16 protein-coding genes and 5 tRNA genes are annotated in these 20135 nt (G+C 39.3%); 3 read left to right on the top strand and 18 right to left on the bottom strand.

Going from position 1 to position 20135, the window contains the following annotated elements; all coding sequences use genetic code 11:
- Window positions 1-144 precede the first annotated feature (144 nt).
- The 15 genes from rpoC to ACZ48W_RS07515 all read right to left on the bottom strand — a co-directional run bounded on the left by rpoC (window position 145) and on the right by ACZ48W_RS07515 (window position 14361).
- The gene (rpoC, locus tag ACZ48W_RS07585; protein WP_464827743.1) at window positions 145-4674 is read right to left on the bottom strand and encodes a DNA-directed RNA polymerase subunit beta'; all 4530 of its coding nucleotides are present in this window, start codon (window positions 4672-4674) and stop codon (window positions 145-147) included.
- Window positions 4667-8824 (bottom strand): DNA-directed RNA polymerase subunit beta, encoded by a 4158-nt coding sequence (gene rpoB, locus ACZ48W_RS07580; RefSeq protein ID WP_464827742.1) that lies wholly within the window; start codon window positions 8822-8824, stop codon window positions 4667-4669. Before rpoB ends, rpoC begins: the two co-directional genes overlap by 8 nt.
- Window positions 8825-9002: 178 nt before the next feature.
- Window positions 9003-9377 (bottom strand): 50S ribosomal protein L7/L12, encoded by a 375-nt coding sequence (rplL, locus tag ACZ48W_RS07575; RefSeq protein ID WP_464827741.1) that lies wholly within the window; start codon window positions 9375-9377, stop codon window positions 9003-9005.
- A gap of 83 nt (window positions 9378-9460) precedes the next feature.
- The gene (rplJ, locus tag ACZ48W_RS07570) at window positions 9461-9946 is read right to left on the bottom strand and encodes a 50S ribosomal protein L10 (protein ID WP_464827740.1); all 486 of its coding nucleotides are present in this window, start codon (window positions 9944-9946) and stop codon (window positions 9461-9463) included.
- 206 nt (window positions 9947-10152) lie between these two features.
- Window positions 10153-10857, bottom strand: coding sequence for a 50S ribosomal protein L1 (rplA, locus tag ACZ48W_RS07565; RefSeq protein ID WP_464827739.1), 705 nt, complete (start codon window positions 10855-10857; stop codon window positions 10153-10155).
- Between the two features lie 69 nt (window positions 10858-10926).
- Entirely contained in the window at window positions 10927-11352 is a 426-nt protein-coding gene (gene rplK / locus ACZ48W_RS07560; protein WP_464827738.1) for a 50S ribosomal protein L11, read from the bottom strand.
- 34 nt (window positions 11353-11386) lie between these two features.
- Window positions 11387-11917 (bottom strand): transcription termination/antitermination protein NusG, encoded by a 531-nt coding sequence (gene nusG / locus ACZ48W_RS07555; RefSeq protein ID WP_464827737.1) that lies wholly within the window; start codon window positions 11915-11917, stop codon window positions 11387-11389.
- An 8-nt stretch (window positions 11918-11925) separates the two neighbouring features.
- On the bottom strand, window positions 11926-12105 hold the full coding sequence (gene secE, locus ACZ48W_RS07550) for a preprotein translocase subunit SecE (protein ID WP_295419007.1): 180 nt from the start codon (window positions 12103-12105) through the stop codon (window positions 11926-11928).
- A 17-nt stretch (window positions 12106-12122) separates the two neighbouring features.
- A tRNA-Trp gene (locus ACZ48W_RS07545) sits at window positions 12123-12198 on the bottom strand.
- Window positions 12199-12260: 62 nt separating this feature from the next.
- Window positions 12261-12413, bottom strand: a complete 153-nt coding sequence (gene rpmG, locus ACZ48W_RS07540; RefSeq protein WP_011979817.1) for a 50S ribosomal protein L33 — start codon at window positions 12411-12413, stop codon at window positions 12261-12263.
- Window positions 12414-12468: 55 nt separating this feature from the next.
- Window positions 12469-13677, bottom strand: a complete 1209-nt coding sequence (tuf, locus tag ACZ48W_RS07535) for an elongation factor Tu (RefSeq protein ID WP_464827736.1) — start codon at window positions 13675-13677, stop codon at window positions 12469-12471.
- A gap of 120 nt (window positions 13678-13797) precedes the next feature.
- A tRNA-Thr gene (locus tag ACZ48W_RS07530) sits at window positions 13798-13872 on the bottom strand.
- Window positions 13873-14050: 178 nt separating this feature from the next.
- Window positions 14051-14127: transfer RNA gene (locus tag ACZ48W_RS07525), tRNA-Gly, on the bottom strand.
- Window positions 14128-14149: 22 nt separating this feature from the next.
- Window positions 14150-14234: transfer RNA gene (locus ACZ48W_RS07520), tRNA-Tyr, on the bottom strand.
- Between the two features lie 50 nt (window positions 14235-14284).
- Window positions 14285-14361: transfer RNA gene (locus ACZ48W_RS07515), tRNA-Thr, on the bottom strand.
- 153 nt (window positions 14362-14514) lie between these two features.
- On the opposite strand from ACZ48W_RS07515, the gene ACZ48W_RS07510 reads away from it, so the two are divergent.
- Together ACZ48W_RS07510 and ACZ48W_RS07505 are read left to right on the top strand one after the other, a co-directional pair.
- Complete coding sequence (locus ACZ48W_RS07510) at window positions 14515-15252, top strand: YaaA family protein (protein WP_464827735.1); 738 nt, start codon at window positions 14515-14517, stop codon at window positions 15250-15252.
- 118 nt (window positions 15253-15370) lie between these two features.
- Window positions 15371-15703: a translation initiation factor gene (locus tag ACZ48W_RS07505; RefSeq protein WP_464827734.1), complete on the top strand. Its 333-nt coding sequence runs from the start codon at window positions 15371-15373 to the stop codon at window positions 15701-15703.
- Window positions 15704-15855: 152 nt separating this feature from the next.
- Here ACZ48W_RS07505 and ACZ48W_RS07500 read toward each other — a convergent pair whose 3' ends face one another.
- From ACZ48W_RS07500 to ACZ48W_RS07490, 3 genes are all read right to left on the bottom strand, one after another.
- On the bottom strand, window positions 15856-17130 hold the full coding sequence (locus ACZ48W_RS07500; protein WP_464827733.1) for a SagB family peptide dehydrogenase: 1275 nt from the start codon (window positions 17128-17130) through the stop codon (window positions 15856-15858).
- 126 nt (window positions 17131-17256) lie between these two features.
- Window positions 17257-17619, bottom strand: coding sequence for a DUF309 domain-containing protein (locus tag ACZ48W_RS07495; RefSeq protein ID WP_464827732.1), 363 nt, complete (start codon window positions 17617-17619; stop codon window positions 17257-17259).
- Window positions 17620-19623: a thioredoxin domain-containing protein gene (locus ACZ48W_RS07490; protein ID WP_464827731.1), complete on the bottom strand. Its 2004-nt coding sequence runs from the start codon at window positions 19621-19623 to the stop codon at window positions 17620-17622.
- A 167-nt stretch (window positions 19624-19790) separates the two neighbouring features.
- On the opposite strand from ACZ48W_RS07490, the gene ACZ48W_RS07485 reads away from it, so the two are divergent.
- Complete coding sequence (locus ACZ48W_RS07485; RefSeq protein WP_464827730.1) at window positions 19791-20129, top strand: TraR/DksA family transcriptional regulator; 339 nt, start codon at window positions 19791-19793, stop codon at window positions 20127-20129.
- Window positions 20130-20135: the final 6 nt, after the last annotated feature.

The following is a 20135-nucleotide window of genomic DNA, read 5'->3' as shown; positions in this document are numbered from 1 at the left end:
GTTAAAAGTAGCCTGTCCCCTTTTATTTTGTCCCCTTTTATTTATATAGTGTTTTTTTGGTGTTTTTTCTGAGATTGGAAATTATTTTTATATGAGATTTTTTATCGTACTGCAGGGTCAACAAGATTGACCCTGCAACATCAACTACTCAGCAGCAGTAAATTTAATATCATCATTGTCTATCATACCTGTACCTACAGGGATCAGACGACCAATAACGACATTCTCTTTAAGGTCTTCGAGTGTATCCACTGTTCCTGCAATAGAAGCAGAAGTAAGTACCTTCGTTGTATCCTGGAAGGATGCAGCAGAAATAATACTGTCTGCACCTACCGCTGAACGCGTGATACCTACAAGCATTGGTTCAGCGATCGCCGGCTCACCTCCAAGTGCAAGAACACTTTGGTTCTCTTCCTGGAATTTACGGCGGGAAACGATATCTCCAGCAATAAATTTACTGTCACCGCTTTCCACTACTTTTACTTGTCTCATCATTTGGGAAGTAACGATCTCAATGTGTTTATCCGAGATATTAACCCCTTGTCTACGATAAACCATTTGTACTTCAGACACAATGTATTCATACAATGCTTTTTCGCCAAGTGCTGCAAGGATATCATGACTCGAAACAACTCCATCAGTCAATTTCTCACCAGCATGTACATACTCACCGGTATGTACAAGTGCTACTTTGTTTTTATCAACAAACTGTTCAGTTACCTGACCATTGTCTCCGGAAATGATCAGTCTCTCTTTACCACGTAATGGTTTACCAAAGCTTACTACACCATCGATCTGTGCAATAAGAGCAATGTCTTTCGGACGTCTCGCTTCAAAAAGTTCAGAAACTCTTGGAAGACCTCCGGTAATATCTTTTGATTTGATCGCAGCCTTTGGTGTTTTTGCCAAAATATCTGCAATACTTACTTCATCACCATCTTTCACAAACAAGATCGTCTTAGGATCCAACTGATATCGGATCAGCTCACCAGATTCTGTTGCCAGAATGATCGCCGGTTTATATGCTGCCGGGATATATTCATTCAGTTCCAGTCTTGTATCACCAGTCACTTCATCAAACTGCTCCACTACTGTTACACCAGGAATAATATCTTCAAATTTCAATGTACCTTTTTGTTCAGAGATAATAGGTTCAGAATAAGGATCCCATTCTGCAATGACCACTTGTGTAGACACTTCCGGTGCTGAAAGCAGATCCCCTCTGCTTACTACGGCATCATTATCCACTTTGACTACTGAACCTCTTGAAATATAGTGTCTTGCTGCTTCTCTGTTGTTTTCATCAACAACCACAGCAAAAAGACCTTTCTCTTCCACTTTTTCACCTATTTTAACGCCATTGTGTGCTTCAAGATAATCTCCTTTAAGCAAGAAGAACTTCACCGTACCTTTAGATTCTGCACGTACTTCTTGTGTTACTGGTGCACCATCTTCTACTTTCAATTCAGAAGCAAACGGAATACGGCTTGGCACAGACCATCCTTCTTTAATGACTTCAACAATAGAATCACCCTCTTCTACTTTTTCACCATCTTTCAGCGGTAAGAAGAACTTGCCTTCGACTTTACCTGCAACACCGGCAAGTTCATTTGATTTGGCAACATCAGATTTTCTAAGGTTGTATTTTACATCATCTGTATTTCCGTCTTTCACTGAAACAATATACTCATCATGTGTTACAACGATTGAAACCGTACCGGAAGTAACTGCTTTTATCTTTGGTTCAACCAAAAGCACACCGGCATTTCTTCTGTTTGCAACAATAAGATTTCCTTCTCTGTTACGGTAAACTGAAAGGTTGTAATATCTTACAAAACCTTCTTTAGTCGCAACAACCTGTCTGTCTTCTTTACCTGCAGTTGCTGTACCACCAGTGTGGAAAGTACGCAGTGTAAGCTGTGTACCAGGCTCACCGATAGATTGAGCAGCAATAACACCTACAGCTTCTCCACGTTTTACCATCTTGTTATCCGCCATATTCAGACCATAACATTTTGCACAGATACCTTTAGGTGCCTTACAAGAAGACGGTGCTCTCATCACTACAGATCTTACTCCTGCATCCTGTACTCTTACAGCGGTCTCTTCATCAATCATTGTACCTTCTGATACAAGTACTTCTGAAGTAATAGGATCTACAATATCTTCGGCAAGCACTCTACCATAGATACGGTCTGCCAACGGCTCAATCATCTCATTACCTACGACAATATCTGAGACTTCAACACCTTCATGTGTACCACAGTCTGTCATAGAGATCTTCACATTTTGTGCAACATCGATCAGCTTTCTTGTCAAATAACCCGCATTCGCCGTCTTAAGTGCTGTATCGGCAAGACCTTTTCTTGCACCGTGTGTTGAAATAAAGTACTCAAGTACATTCAGACCTTCACGGAAGTTTGACGTAATAGGTGTTTCAATGATCGATCCGTCTGATTTCGCCATTAGACCCCTCATACCGGAGAGCTGTCTGATCTGTGCCGCAGAACCTCTCGCTCCGGAATCTGCCATCATATGAACAGAGTTGAATCCGTCCTTATCTTTCTTGATCAGCTCCATAAGTGCTTCAGCAATACTGTTATTTGCATCTGTCCAGATATCAATAATTTTGTTATATCGTTCCTGATCTGTTAAAAGACCTGCTCCAAATTGTCTCTGGATCTCTTTTACCTCTTCTTTGGCTGAAGCAACACGTTCTTCTTTCACTGACGGGATCTTAATATCATCAATAGAGATGGAAACACCTACTTTTGTAGCATATTTGAAACCCATATCCTTAAGATTGTCAAGGAAACCAGCTGTCTCTGCGACACCACCGATCTTATAAATATAGTCAACCAATATACCGATATCTTTTTTCTTCAAGATTTTATTCCAGTACTTTTCCGGAACATAATCAGGAATGATTGACTTAAGGATCAATCTACCCGCTGTTGATTTTGCGATCTGTCCATCAATAACCGTTCTGATACGTGCATTCAAGTCAAGAGCTCTCTGTTCAAATGCGATCTCCACTTCTTCTACGTTTGCAAAAAGTTTATTTTCCCCTTTCACATCATTCTTCTCAAGTGTAAGGTAGTAAAGACCTAAAATCATATCCTGAGAAGGTACAGCAATCGCTTTACCTGATGCAGGAAGCAGAATATTCATAGATGCAAGCATCAATACTTTCGCTTCAGCTATCGCTTCATCTGAAAGTGGTACGTGTACCGCCATTTGATCCCCATCGAAGTCGGCGTTGAATGCAGAACATACAAGTGGGTGCAACTGGATCGCTTTACCCTCGATCAATCTTGGGTGGAACGCTTGAATCGAAAGTTTGTGAAGCGTTGGTGCCCGGTTCAGTAAGATAGGATAGTTTTCAACCACCTCTTCTAAACACTCCCATACTTCATTCTCTTGTTTCTCGATCATCTTCTTCGCTTGCTTAAGTGTTGTTGCATACCCTTTTTCTTCAAGCTTGGCCATCAAGTGTGGCTTAAAGAGTTCAATAGCCATTTTCTTAGGAAGACCACATTGATCCATACGGAGATCCGGACCAACAACGATAACAGAACGGCCGGAGAAGTCAACCCTTTTACCAAGAAGGTTTTGTCTAAAACGACCTTGTTTACCCTTGATCACTTCTGAAAGTGATTTCAATGGTCTTTTGTTTGCACCTTTTACAGCATTTCCACGTCTACCGTTATCAAAAAGTGCATCTACAGCTTCTTGAAGCATACGCTTTTCGTTTCTAACGATGATTTCCGGAGCATCCAGCTCCACAAGTCTTTTCAAACGTTGGTTACGGTTGATCACTCTTCTGTAAAGGTCATTCACATCAGAAACGGCAAATTTACCGCCGTCAAGACTTACAAGAGGTCTCAGATCCGGTGGAAGTACCGGAAGCTGTGTTAACATCATCCATTCCGGTCGGTTGCCCGAATGAAGGAATGCTTCGATCACTTTAAGACGTTTAACGATCGTTTTTCTTTTTGCTTCAGATTTTGTAGCTTCAATATCAAGCTTAAGTTGTGTAAACATATCCACAAGATCAAGGTCTGCAAGTAACTCCTGGATGATCTCTCCACCCATTCTTGCATCCAGACCTGTATCACCGAAACGTTGCATGATCTGCTGATACTGCTCTTCATTAAGTACATCATACTTCGCTAAAGGGCTTAAACCTTCACTGTCATAACTTGCTTCACCAGGGGTTTTAACAATATATGCTTCATAATAAAGTACTCTTTCCAGATCTTTCATCTTTACACCTAAAAGTGTACCGATACGTGACGGAAGGGAAGAGACATACCAAATATGTGCAACCGGTGCAATAAGATCAATATGCCCCATACGGTTTCTTCTTACTTTGGAAGAAGTAACTTCAACCCCGCATTTTTCACATACCACACCTTTGTAACGCATCTTTTTATACTTACCGCAAAGACACTCATAATCTCTGATAGGTCCAAAGATCTTTGCACAGAAAAGACCGTCTCTTTCCGGCTTGAGGGTTCTATAATTGATTGTTTCCGGTTTTTTTACTTCTCCATAACTCCAAGAGAGGACTTTTTCAGGACTCGCAACTCTCAATTGCAGTGCTGCTATATCCTTTGGTCTCTCTTCACTGTTAAGATCTATTGGTGTTAAATTCTCTAAAAATTTACTCATTTTCACCCTCCACTTCTTTTTTACTCTCATATAACTCTACGTCTAGTCCAAGTGCCTGTAATTCTTTGGTCAATACAAACATCGTCTCAGGTACACCTGATTCCGGTACAGACTCACCTTTGGTAATAGCTCTATACGCTCTTGCTCTACCTTCGACATCATCTGACTTGATCGTCAACATCTCTTTAAGGATATGTGCGGCACCATAAGCTTCAAGTGCCCATACTTCCATTTCCCCGAATCTTTGTCCACCGAAGAGTGCTTTACCACCGACCGGTTGCTGTGTAACCAATGAATAAGGTCCTGTTGAACGTGCATGCACTTTTTCGTCAACCAGGTGGTGAAGTTTAAGCATATACATGTACCCAACATTCACTCTCTCGATCATCTTTTCACCTGTTTTCCCGTCATAGAGGGTCATTTTACCATCGCTGTCCATTTTAGCCATTTCAAAAAGCTTATCGAACTCTTCTTTGTTCGCTCCCTCAAATACCGGTGCAGCAAATCGTACACCTGTTGACCAGTCTCTGGCATACTTGATCAGATCCTCATCACTCATATTACCCAGTAACTCTTTTGCATTCATCAATTTCGCTACGTCCGCTATCTCGATCATTTTCGCTCTAAGTTTCTGAATAAAATCTGCCTGCTGATCATTAAACATCTCTTCTATCTGCTCACCAAGGTTTTTACCGACTAGTCCAAGGTGAACTTCAAGGATCTGCCCGATGTTCATACGTGACGGAACCCCCAGCGGGTTCAGAATAATATCTACTGCTCTTCCGTCTTCCTGGTAAGGCATATCTATTTCCGGAACAATATTGGAAACAATACCTTTGTTTCCGTGACGTCCGGCCATTTTATCACCTACTTTAAGTTTTCTCTTTGTAGCAATATAGATCTTAACGAGTTTTGTTACTCCTGAAGGAAGAATATCATCTTTTTCAAGTACAGATAATTTCTCTTCATGATCATTTTTAAGTCTTTTTTTCTGCTTCAGGAAATAGTTCTTAAGTGACTCATACTCATTTTGTACATCATCAGAGTAAGACTGAACAACACCTCTAAGTGCAAATCTGTTCACTTCTTTGATCATCTCTTCAGGGATTTTAGATCCTGCTTTATATTCCGCCTCGCCAATAGTAACATCTTTGATCAACTCTTGGTTCGCAAGATAGTTAGCAATACGCAGGATCTCTTCTCTGTCGATCATAAGAAGCTGATCATGATGATCGGAATCCAGGATCGCTTTCTCCTCTTCATAAGCCTGAATAGCTCTTGCATCTTTTTCATAGCCTTTTTTCGTAAAGACTTTGATATCTACAACCACACCTTCCATAGATGCAGGGCAGTAAAGTGATTTGTTGACCACATGCCCTGCTTTTTCACCAAAGATCGCTCTAAGAAGTCTCTCTTCTGGTGTTGGTTTGATCTCTCCTTTAGGACTTACTTTACCTACAAGGATCATTCCCGGTTTTACATAAGTACCTATCTGAACAATACCGCTCTCATCAAGATGGAGCAATTCATCTTCACGAATATTCGGAATATCACGAGTGATCTCTTCTGTACCGTGTTTCAGTTCTCTGGCTTCTACTTCTTTTTCATAGGTATGCACAGAGGTGAATGTATCTTCACGGATGATCTTTTCGGAAACAACGATCGCATCCTCATAGTTGTATCCATTCCAAGGCATAAAGGCTACACGGATATTTTTACCGATTGCAAGCTCACCCTGATCCATGTTCGCACCATCTGCGATCACTTGTTTTGCCTCTACTTTATCTCCCATTTTTACGATCGGTGTTTGCGTAAAGGTCGTATTCTGGTTGGTTCTCATATTCTTTTCAAGAGGATAATGATCTATAAATACACCACTCTCATCTTCACCCATCACATAAATGTTTTTAGCATCTACTTTTTCAACTGTACCGGCTCTCTTCGCCTTCACTGCTTCCCATGCATCACGACTTACGATAGCCTCCATACCTGTACCGACGATCGGTGCTTCTGTTTTGAGAAGAGGTACTGCCTGACGCTGCATGTTCGACCCCATCAGTGCACGGTTCGCATCATCATGCTCCAGGAACGGGATCAATGCTGCTGCTGAACCGGAGATCATCAACGGAGAGATATCGATCAGGTCAACCCTCTTCGCATCATTAAGTTCGATATTACCGTTAAGTCTTGTTTCAATAAGATCTTCAACAATACGTCCGTTCTCATCTACTACTGTTGATGCAGGAGCGATACATTTATCCTCTTCCTGTGTCGCAGTAATATACACGATCTCATCTGTAACCTGACAATCTTTTACCACTTTATATGGAGCTTCAATAAATCCATGCTCATTTACTTTTGAGTAGGTAGCCAAGGTATTGATAAGACCAATATTTTGTCCTTCCGGTGTCTCAATAGGACAGATACGGCCATAATGCGTAGGGTGTACATCCCTAACTTCAAATCCGGCTCTCTCTTTAACAAGACCACCTTCACCAAGTGCTGAGAGTCTTCTTTTGTGTGTCACTTCTGAAAGAGGGTTTGTCTGATCCATAAACTGTGAAAGTTGTCCTGATGAAAAGAACTCCAAGATCGTATTAGTGATCATTTTTGAGTTTACCAGGTCATGAGGCATCAACTCATCCAGTGTACCAGATACCGTTGTCATCTTGTCTTTGATCGCTTTTTGCATCTTTACAAGACCGTTATGCAACTCATTCCCCAGAAGTTCACCGATCGCTCTAATTCTTCTGTTCCCCAAGTGATCTCTGTCATCAATATGACCTTGGCCATTCTTCACTTTAATCAGGTATTTCACTGTGTTGATAAGATCTTCGGCAGTAAGTACGGTAACATACTCTGGGGTATCAAGCCCAAGTTTATGGTTCATTTTCATACGACCGACCTGTGTCAGGTCATATCTCTCTGGATCAAAGAACAGTTGTCTTAAAAATGCTTTTGCAGCTTCAGGTGTAACTGGCTCACCTGGTCTCATTACTTTATAGATACGGATCGCTGAAAGTACATTCTCATCATCAATCTCTTCTGTCTGTTTCAAAAGTCTTAAACTTTCATTATCTGCAATAAATGCATTAATAATAGAACGGTCTGTACCTTCTGCAAGGTCATTGATGATCTCAATATTGTCAATACCCTGCTCGATCATCTTCTTAAGTTTAGCTTCATCAAGCGGTGTTACAACATCATAAAGTACTTCTCCGCTTTCCTGGTCAATTACTGCTGATGCCAAATGTCTTTCCATCAACATTTCGAGAGGATATTCTATCCACTCCAAACCATCTTCCATAAGCTTTTGTGCTTTTTTCTTGGTCAATCTTTTCCCGGCATTGACAACGATATTACCGTTCATATCTTTCACATCATACTCTGCTCTTCCTACAAAATCCTCCGCATCGAATTTTACAAGGAATCTGTTCTCCTTGATACTGATCTCTTTTGTCGGGTAGAATAGTTTTACAATATCATCTTTAGAGTAATCCAGTGCTCTGAAAAGAATCGTTACAGGGATCTTTCTTCTTTTATTGATACGTGCATATAGAATATCTTTTGAATCATATTCAAAATACAACCATGAACCACGATCCGGAATGATCTGTGCAGAGTAAAGCAGTTTGCTTGCAACAGTTGTTCCCTCTTCCTCTTTAAAGATAACTCCCGGAGATCTGTGAAGCTGATTTACAATAACTCTTTCAACACCATTGACAACAAACGATGTTCTATCTGTCATTAAAGGGATGTCACGTACGAAAACAGCTTGCTCTTTGATCTCTTTTGGATCAAGTTTCTCACCCGTTTTTTCATCTCTGTTCCAAATTGTAAGCGCAATATTCATTTTAAGTGATACAGAGTAGGTCAATCCTCTCTCCATACACTCTCTTACTGTATATTTAGGTTTGATGATCTCTGAGTTTTTGTAGGTCAGTGTCAGTCTGTTCTGCTGATCATGAATGGGAAAAGAAGATCTGAAAACTTTTTCCAATGTAGAGTTCTTTCTGTCTTTTTCACCTAACATTAAAAAGTTTTCATAACTTTTTTGTTGAAGCTGGAGCAAGTTTGGAATTTCAATTTCTCTTGGTGTTTTGGAAAAATCAACACGAAGTCTGTTACCAGAATGTAAAGAATTTAACATGGTTATCCTTATTTCGGTTTAGTTTGGTTTATGTAGTGTGTTTAATATGTATATTGGATATACAAAAAAACTATTGACACGAGGGTATGAAATGTCTCCGAATAGTTTATCGCTATATCCAAGTAGATTGTCTAGCTGAGCTTAGGCAGATCGCCTAAGCACTCTTAAATAATGATAATTATTTAAGCTCACAAGAAGCACCAGCTTCTTCGATTTGTTTTTTGAGCTCTTCAGCTTCTTCTTTGGAAACAGCTTCTTTAAGTACAGTTGGAGTTTCTTCAACTGCAGCTTTTGCTTCTTTAAGACCAAGACCAGTAATTGCTCTTACTACTTTGATCGCATTGATTTTCTTAGCACCTGCATCTGTAAGTACTACATCAAATTCTGTTTGCTCTTCAGCAGCTTCACCAGCACCAGCAGCACCACCGGCAGCTACTACAGTAGCTTGTGCTGATACACCAAATTTCTCTTCAAATTCTTTTACAAGCTCAGAAAGCTCAAGTACTGACATGTTTGAGATAAACTCAAGAACATCTTCTTTAGTTGTTGCCATAATTAATTCCTTCAATTATATTCATATATTAGTTGAAATGCCACTGCATTTCAAATTAAAAGAGCCTGGTGGCTCTCACCACTCTATGCTTCTTCTTCTAATTTAGCAGCCAATGCATTCATACCAATAGTAAAGTTCTGTACCGGTGCATTCCAAACATTAAGGAGCATACCGATAAGCTCATCTCTAGTAGGAAGTTTAGCCATCGCATTAATGGTTTCCATACTAGCAACTTTACCTTCAATTAATCCGGTTTTGATTGCAAAACTATCTTTAAATTGAGTAGCAGCTTTATCAGCAATCTTACAAGGTAAAACTTGTGTATCACCCCAGATCACAAGGTTTGTGTCTTTAAAATCAATTGCTTCACAACCTGCATTTTCCAATGCGATCGCAGCAAGCTTGTTTTTAATGACTTTTACTTTTGTATCTTCATCTTTTGCAAGGTTTCTTACAATTTCAAGATTTTCAACAGTCATACCTTTGTAATCACAAACGATAATGGCACCAGCGTCTTTGAACTCTGCTGTCATTTCTGCAACTAACTCTTCTTTTCTAGTTCTTGTCATATATTCTTCTCCTTCCGACCTTCTAACAGGGTATATGGTACTCCATACTCATCTACCTTTTCGGATAGATTAATTAAGCTTTCGCCCCTATTATCTTCAGTCTAAGATCAAGACATAAGTCTTCAGCCGTAAAAGCATTCTGCTTCTACCGATGAAAATTTATGATCATACAGAGAGAGGATACTCTCTGTATTAAAATATTTAAATTATTTAATTTCCATTACTTCTGAGGCATCAAGTGTTACTGATGGACTCATAGTCAATGATACAGCAGCATTGGTGATAAATCTACCTTTTGCAGATGCTGGTTTAGCTTTATTGATCGCTTCTACGAAGGTATTAAAGTTCTCTCTGATTTTTGCTTCATCAAAAGAGACTTTACCGATACCCGCATGGATATTTCCTTTTTTGTCTACTCTGAAGTTAACTTGTCCGCCTTTTGCATTTTCAACAGCTTTTGCAACATCCATAGTTACAGTACCTGTCTTAGGGTTTGGCATAAGACCTTTTGGTCCAAGTACTCTTGCCACTTTACCAAGAACACCCATCATATCCGGTGTGGAGATAACGATATCAAAGTCAATCTTACCTGCTTGGATCTGTTCGATAAGTTCATCTGAACCTACAAGATCCGCACCAGCTGCTTTAGCTTCATCAGCTTTGGCATCTTTTGCAAATACTGCTACTCTTACTTTTTTACCAGTTCCGTTAGGAAGAACAACTGATCCTCTAACCATTTGATCTGCATGTCTCGGGTCAACATTGAGGTTTAGTGCCACTTCAACTGTCTCATCAAACTTTGCTGATTTAAGGTCCTTAAGTATAGCCATTGCTTCATCAACACTATACTCTTTAGTAGCATCTACTTTTTTAAGTAGAGCTTCTCTTCTTTTACTTAGTTTTTTTGCCATGATTTTCTCCGCTTTATATGCTCCCACATTTTTTAAATCTATGTGGTTATGATTGTCCTGTAATTAAGACTAGTCTACGATTTCAACACCCATACTTCTACAAGAACCAGCAATGATATTTGCCGCCATTTCTCTGTCATTCGTATTAAGGTCAGCTATTTTCTGATCGATAATCTCGTCAAGTTTTGCTTTTGTGATAGATCCGACTTTGTTAAGAAGTGGATTATCTGTACCTTTTTTAAGACCTGCTGCCTTTAAAATAAGATCACTCGCAGGTGGTTGTTTCGTTTCGAATGTAAAACTTCTGTCTGCATATACTGTAACGATAACAGGGATCTTGAATCCCATTTTATCTTTTGTTTTTTCATTAAAAGCTTTACAAAACTCCATGATGTTTACACCACGTTGTCCAAGTGCAGGACCTACCGGTGGTGATGGGTTTGCTGATCCGGCCGGGATCATCATTTTGAACTTTTCAGTTATCTTTTTTGCCATCTGTTCTTCCTTTGTTTGATTTGACGCTTAGGTCTTATATGATTTTTTCTACTTGTGTGTAGAGGATCTCAACTGGTGTATTTCTACCAAAGATCGAAACATTCAACTTCAGTTTGCCATGGTCAAGATCATACTCTTCCACCATGCCTGTAAAGTTGGCGAACGGACCATCAATGATACGTACCATTTCACCTGTTTCGAAATCAACTTTAGGTCTCGGTGCAGCTTTTTGCTCCATCTTGTCTAAAATCACTTTGATATCTGCTTCCGTAAGAGCAGTAGGTGTCTTTTGTTCACCGATAAATCTAGATACTCTTGGTAAAGATTGGATCTTATGCCAAAGATCAGTATCCAGGTCTATATGTGCGAAAGCATACCCTGAGTACAGTGTTCTTTCTGTAATCTTTTTTTCACCATTTTTAACTTCAATTACTTCTTCCGTAGGAACGACGATTCTTTCGATCTTCTCTTCAATACCGTAATCGATCGCAAGTTGTTCAATTGCTCTTTTTACAGCTTGTTCACTCCCCGCATATGTTTGGATTGCATACCATTGATAAGCCATTGTCTATCCTATAAAACTGATGATACGATTGATGACATCATTAAGTCAACCAATGCTAAAAATATTGATATTACAGTCACTACGAGAACAACTGCTAAAAATGCTTGTCTTACTTGTACTTTTGTTGGAAATATTACTTTATGTATCTCCGCTTTCGCGTTTGCAATAAATGTTGAAATTTTTCCCATGTCTGTTACCTTTGTTATGGCAGGCCAAGAGGGACTCGAACCCCCGGCACCTGGTTTTGGAGACCAGTGCTCTACCAACTGAGCTATTGGCCTAAATAGTATTTAGGTTGCCATTTAAACAAATGCTTAAATGACGATCTTACAAAGGATAAAACTTACAGTTTCATCTCTTTGTGAACAGTATGTTCTTTACACCATTTACAATATTTCTTAAGTGCAAGTTTCTCTGTTGTTGTTTTTTTGTTTTTAGTTGTGTGATAGTTACGTCTTGTACACTTTTCACATCCTAAATGAACTGTTTCTCTCATTGCTATCTCCTAATAGATAATACATACTACAAGAGGCGAACCTCTTGTAAATGTCTTATGCGATTATCTTACTAACAACACCGGCACCAACTGTTCTACCACCTTCACGGATAGCGAATCTAGTACCTTCATCAAGTGCTACTGGTGCGATAAGTTCAACATCGATTTTAACGTTGTCACCTGGCATAACCATTTCAGTACCTTCTTGAAGTTGTACTGAACCTGTTACGTCTGTTGTACGAACGTAGAACTGAGGTCTATAGTTGTTAAAGAATGGAGTGTGTCTACCACCTTCTTCTTTAGTAAGAACATATACTTCAGCTTCGAATTTAGTGTGTGGTGTGATTGAACCTGGTTTACAAAGAACCATACCTCTTTGTACCTCTTCTTTAGCGATACCACGGATAAGAACACCACAGTTATCACCAGCTTGACCACAATCCATCTCTTTACGGAACATTTCAACACCGGTTACAGTTGTTTTCTGAGTATCTTTAAGGCCAACGATCTCAACTTCGTCACCAACACATACCTGACCTCTGTCAACTTTACCAGTTACAACAGTACCACGACCTTGGATAGTAAAGATATCTTCGATTGCCATCAAGAAGTCTTTATCAGTTTCTCTTACTGGCTCAGGAATATACTCATCTACTGCATCCATAAGTGCAATGATTTTTTCTGACCACTCACCAAGTGTACCAGATTTAGCTTCTTCAAGTGCTTGGAATGCAGAACCAGCGATGATTGGAGTATCGTCACCTGGGAAATCATACTCAGAAAGAAGTTCACGAACTTCCATTTCTACAAGCTCTAGCATCTCTTCTTTGTCTTCTTCATCAAGTTGATCTTCTTTGTTCAAGAATACAACGATATATGGTACACCTACTTGCTTAGAAAGAAGAATGTGCTCTCTTGTTTGTGCCATTGGACCATCAGTCGCAGCAATAACAAGGATCGCACCATCCATTTGAGCAGCACCTGTAATCATGTTTTTAACGTAATCGGCGTGACCTGGACAGTCTACGTGAGCGTAGTGTCTTTTTTCAGTTTCATACTCTACGTGAGAAGTAGCAATTGTAATTCCTCTTTCTCTCTCTTCTGGAGCATTATCAATTTGATCATAGTCCATAAGCGCAGTATTGTTTTTAGTTGCAAGTACAGCAGTAATTGCAGCAGTTAATGTAGTTTTACCGTGGTCAACGTGACCGATAGTACCGATGTTAACATGCGGTTTAGTTCGTTCGAATTTTTCTTTAGCCATGCTTTTCTCCTAGCGTAAATGTTTTAAAGGCAGTATTATACCTAAATTATCTTAGACCCCATACCATATGGACAGAACTATTACATATCTGTAATACTTTTGTCCATACTATTGAAAGGGTGGAGCCCATAGTGAGACTTGAACTCACGACCTCTTCCTTACCAAGGAAGTGCTCTACCCCTGAGCCATATGGGCACTATATGCATAAAGCATACTCTATCAATTGTGTGTTTCGTCATTCATGAATCTATTTGTAAGCATAATAAAATAATAAACCATTAAGCCTACTGCATGAAATAATAAATAAAAATGTGAAGCTTTTAAATGTGAAGTAGTTAGTGTTAAGTACATAATTCACACAGCTCCCAGTTTATGGAGCGGGAGACGGGACTCGAACCCGCGACCCTCAGCTTGGAAGGCTGACGCTCTAGCCAACTGAGCTACTCCCGCGTCGTTTATGTTACTTAACAAATGGTGGTGAGTGAAGGATTCGAACCTTCGAAGACATAGTCAGCAGATTTACAGTCTGCCCTCGTTGGCCACTTGAGTAACTCACCACTTAGATTGTTTGTTTATATTACTGGTTCAAACACTGATAATTATATTATGGAGCTGGTGAAGGGACTCGAACCCCCGACCTGCTGATTACAAATCAGCTGCTCTAGCCAACTGAGCTACACCAGCACCATCATTAAAAGTTATTACACTTAAAATGGACGGGAATTATAGACAAAAACATTTTAAAAGTCAAGTGTTTTTTAAAAAAAAATCAAAATTTCTCTTTTTTAATTAATTTCTATAGAATACCATCATATTTGACAGAAGGATATTTCTTTAATGAAAATACTATTAGCACCCAGTGAAACAAAGATATCGGGTGGTACCAAACCATTCAGACCGGACAGATTACTTTTTGAAGCACTCCTGCCTTATCGTACACAACTCTTGCATCAGTATATAAATATTCTGCAAAAAGGCGACTTGCAGGAACTCTCTAAAATGTTCGGACTTAAAAAAGAGACTGATATCTTAAAACATAAAAAAGATATCATTCATGAACCTGCCATGAAAGCCATAGAACGGTATACCGGTGTTGCTTTTGATCATCTCTCCTATAGTAAACTGGATGACCATGCTCAACATTACATAGATAACCATGTCATTCTCTGTTCCAACCTCTTTGGTTTTTTACGGGCCGATGATCTCATCCCGGAATATCGTCTCAAGCAGGGAGAATCTGTGGGAGAGACCAAAGTAGAAAGATTCTATCATGATCATGGAGCTGCTCTTATGGAGGAGTATCTCAAAGATGAAGAGATACTTGATTTGCGGGCAGGCTTCTATGACAAGTTCTACAAACCTGCCAAGCCATATACTACACTCAAGTTTATCAAAGAGGGCAAAGTAGTCAGCCACTGGGCAAAAGCCTATCGAGGCATTGTACTAAGAGAGATGGCTAAAGCAGGTATTGAATCCATAGATGAATTTATGAAACTTCCTATAGAGGGGTTGAGTATCCATGAGATCCAGACCAAGAAGAACAAAACAGAGATCATATATAATATAGAAAATTAAAAGGATCGGCATGAGACTCCCCAGTGAAGAGGCCCTTTACAGGACCATGGTCTTTCTTCTGGTGCTGATGGTCATACTTGGGATACTGTTCGATACGAATTATAATTAAGGAGAACTATTGAAAGAGAATCTATTTGAAATGGGTGCGAATTTTGATGATGACTGGTCATCGGATAATAAAGAGAAGTCTGTTCAAAAAACCTCAACTGAAATAAAAGAACCCAACAAACATCAGCTTCATTTTGCAAAAGAGAAACGAAGAGGAAAAGTTGTTACCATAGTCAAACCCTTTTACCTATCTAAAAGCGATCTTCAAGCTTTAGTAAAAACACTCAAAAAGAAGTTGGGTACCGGAGGAACCGTAAAAGAGAATACTCTGGAGTTTCAGGGAGATATACCAGATATCCTGCGCCAACAATTAGAGACACTTGGATACAGGTTTAAAAAATAATTATTCCAATTCATGCATCTGTTTACATGCGTCATTCCACCATGGTAATCTATCCATATATAAGCCTTTCATTTTTTTAGAACTAAAATAAAAGGTTAATAGTTAAATAAAATTTAATTATCTTATGATTTTATGCAAAAAAACTGAGAAAACTATTTTCCAATGGCCAAAGCATAGAGTACCATTTCATCATTGCCTACAAAGGTGTTTACCTCATCATCATAATATGCCCCTATGCCACTACACCCTAACCCTAAATAAAGTGATGCGATATAGAGTCTCTGACCGATAATCCCTGCTTTTTGATAAAGTACCTGGTAGTTCTTCGCTTTGGAAGTAAGAAAAAAAGCCACTGCTCCTGCTGAAGAGAGGCTATACTGCTCTAAACAGAGGTACCCTGCCTGTTTGGCAAGATCACCATACTTGATATACTCACCCTCTTTATAGAGTCCCAAAGGCATATCCAACACACGGTTGACGACTGCATAGATACTTACCTCTTCATCACAGTCACTCAATACAGGTTGCGCTAACACTTCCATAATGTAGTTGAATTGTCCTTTGGTGATGGCACCCTCCTGAAAACCTCTCTGAGACCTGCGAAAGAAAATAGTTTCTTGAAGTTTTTGAGCATTGTAGGTGAACTTGGGAGCTTTAATGGCTTTTTTACATCCCTCTAAAACAGTCGTCTCTTCATAAGCCTCTTCTATAAGAGGATTGGCTTCAAACGTTCTGCTGCCATCTACATAAGGAAGTTCAAACTCTATCGCACGTATCTCTTTATCTTGCATAGGTACAGCCATACTTGCACCGGCTAAAAACCATTCACGCGCTTCAAATCCAAACATACGGTTGAGTTTTTCCCGTTCAATGGTATAGACTATCTGTACCGCATGGGGTTTCAGTAACGCACTTGCTTCTATGCTGCCCAAAAGATGCCCGGCATCTAAAAGGCAATAGCGAAAGGCTCTGTCTTTATATTTCCAGGAAGACCTGTAGTAGATAGCTGAGACTAAAAACAGATACCCTTTCATGGCTGTTGCGTAACCTAAATAAGGCTCCAATCCCACCTCTTCTGTGATCTTTTGAAGTAGTGTAATAGAGCTGGACCTTACCTCATAATGGTAGATCCCATCTTCTATCCCTTCAACTCCTCGTACCTGAAAATAGAGTTCATTGGGATAAAGGGCTCCTGCACTTGGATTGATACGAAGATAATACTCACCGTTCGGATAGGTTTTCTTTGCTGTCAACCCTGCAATATGATAAAGAAAGTTATCTTCCTCTTTTTCCAGATCAAGTTTATACTTTGCATAACTCTCAGGATAATTCTTATAGGTACTGGGTTGGTCTTCCCATGAAAGTCTATTGGGATTGGTTCGTACAGAGTGATATGAATGTTTGGTCATATTGTGATACCAAAACATTATATACTCCCCTTTTGATATTTAAAGTGACTAGTCACTTGAGCCTGCTGCTGAAGCAAACACAGTGTTAACGTAGTACATAGAGCTTTGCTCAATGTACGTCTATAATGATACTGTTTAGTCATATTATGGTACCAGAACATCAAAAACCTCACTGTGTCTACTTTTTAATATTTCGATCATTTGACATGCATTTTGAAAAAGCTGAACATGTTCAATATCTGATGCTGCAAGCCCTTTATATCTATCAAAAGAGCACATTACTTTACGTGCCTTAAGTGCTGCATTTTCTCTATCCCGTTTAAGATGCTCAAATGCAATAGCACCGTTGATCAGTCCTTTTGCCAAATTTTTTAATGGATGATCGGCTTTACGCAGAGGATGCCACACCTCTTCCAGTACTTCATGTGCTTCAAAGTACGCTTCTTTTTCCAACAAAGCTACATACTCACGCAATGCACCCTCCAGATCATAATTCTCTTTTAACATCTATTTCCTATGTACTGTTTCTTCTATCTTTTGCAATAACTTTGTGACATTGGTATCATATGCAAAACAGCTATTGACTCTGCAGGCAAGATACTTATCACTCTCTTCGATCTTGCTTAAAACAAAAGGGTACTTAAATGTTTCTATCTGTTTTTTTGACTGTGCTAAATTTTGAAACTTTGATTTAATAATGACATCACCCATTTTGAGACGTAAAAAAACATGTACCAGTTTTGGTGCTTTTGCAGGACTGTTTTGTAATACTGCGCCACTCTCTTTAATGGTCTCTTTGACTATTTCATTATAATCAAGCTCCTCAGTTAAACTAGCAAGTCTGACAAAGTCTTCAAGTATGACACTTAAGGCAGAAGTATAATACCTGTCATCAAAGTCTGCCAAAGCCTGTATGCTATCATCACTTAAATACCATCGTCTATTTTTGTAAAACTTGTTAAGTGCTTCTTTGACTAAAGATCGAAGTTCTGTCAAGTATTCTTTATTGTACGTTCTCAAATACCCTTCTATCAATGCATCCATTACAAAAGCGTAGTCTTCCAGTAAACCTTCCTGCTTAGGCTTTTTACCCAATAAAACCTGGTGATACAAAGTATCTTTTGTCCGCATCAATTTTAAAAGCCTGTTCAGTCGTTGCGTTGCAACTTCCAAATAACGGTTATCAAGTTTGGAAGCAGCAAAAAGTGCTTTTACCATCATCGCATTCCAGGCTGTGATAATTTTTGTATCTACAAACGGAAAGGTTCTTTTTTTACGTGAGCTTTTCAAATAGGCTTTAACCTCTTCAAGCTTGGCAGGTACTTTATCTCCAGTGATATGGGCATGAGAAAACTCTCCATCAATATTCCCGTCTTCTTCTATACCAAGGTAGGACAATGTTTTCTCTATTTCACTTTTTTTCAGTCCTTTTTCCAAAAGTCCTTTATACACATCTGTATAACTGTAGATAAAATATCCCCCCTCTTCCCCATCACTGTCTGCATCACTGGCAGAAAGATAGAGCCCCTCTCTCATAAAATATGTTTCCATCTGAGAAATCGTCCCGATCACAACTCTTTTATAGAGAGGATCTTTTGTAAGTTCATAGAGTGTAACGTATTGGGGTATAAGTTCTGCATTGGTATAGAGCATCTTCTCAAAGTGAGGTATCTGCCATGCTTCATCTGTTGTATAACGGAAGAAGCCTCCTCCTATCTGATCATAAAGACCACCCTCTGCCATCTTTTTAAGTGTAAGCTCGGCCATATGCAGTGCTTGTGAGTCCCCGTCTATTCTATAAATATCAAGCAACAACGCTATCTTTGAAGCTTCCGGGAACTTAGGTCTTTTGGCAAATCCTCCATTTTGACCATCAAACTCCTGTGCTGCTTCTTTTACAAACTGATCCATCACATCAAGTGTCAGTTTTGTTTTAGCACTTTGTTTTTGGGTTCCTTGCATTGCCAATGCCTGATGTTTATCTATACGTTGCTGAAACTTCTTTGACTGTGTTTGATACATCTTCACAAAAGAGGGAAGCATGTTCATCATCCCGTCAGAACCATATCCTTCCTCTTTGGGTATATACGTTGCCAAATGAAAGACCCTTGCATCAGGCGACATAAACAGACTCAGGGGCCAACCTCCTCTTTCCCCATGAACACTCATATAAAGTTGTTGATATTTTTTGTCTATCTGCGGGTACTCCTCTCTGTCTACCTTTATAGAAATATAGTGTTCATTCAACAGTTTTGCTACTTCGGTATCTGTAAAACTCTCCTCTTCCATTACATGACACCAGTGACAGGTACTGTAACCTATGGAGAGAAATATCAGTTTCTTCTCTTTTTTAGCTTTCTCTAACGCTTCTTTGCCCCAAGGATACCAATTGACAGGATTATGTGCATGTTGCTGCAGATAGGGAGAATCCTCTTTGATGAGAGCATTGGTATAGTTATTCTCTGCAAAAATAGATAATGACAACATGCAAAATATCAATATTTTTTTCAAGTTCTTCCTTCTTTCATTGGAAGTGGAAACTTCAGTTCCACAGAAAATCCAAACTACTACTTAAGTTATATATAGCTTCCAAAAATCAATAATTGTAAGGTGGGACTAAAGTCTCCACTTCCGAAGTTCTGTTATAATAACCCAACTATATCATAAAGTAGTGCACAATGACAGCAAAAGAGAAAGAGACCATTAAAGAGAAGATAGAACAGGATATTAGCCTCTTAAAAAAGCAGATCAGTATACTCGAAGAGAAAGTCAAACCCATCTCCCCTGACTGTTCCCTCGGCAGACTTACACGTCTGGAGGCTATGGGAGAACAGCATGTAAACAACAAAATACTGGATGAATCCAAAATACGCCTTACCAGACTTCAAAATGCTCTTTTACGCATAAATAAACCCATGTTTGGTATCTGCATAGAGTGTGAAGAGGATATTGGCATAGGACGTATGACAGTACGCCCTGAATCTGTTAGATGTGTAGAATGTGCAAATAATACGTAGGGTGCG

It is taken from the genome of Sulfurovum aggregans (genome assembly GCF_055385215.1).
Note: the sequence above shows the minus strand (reverse complement) of the source record. Positions and strands in the feature narration are given on the sequence as shown.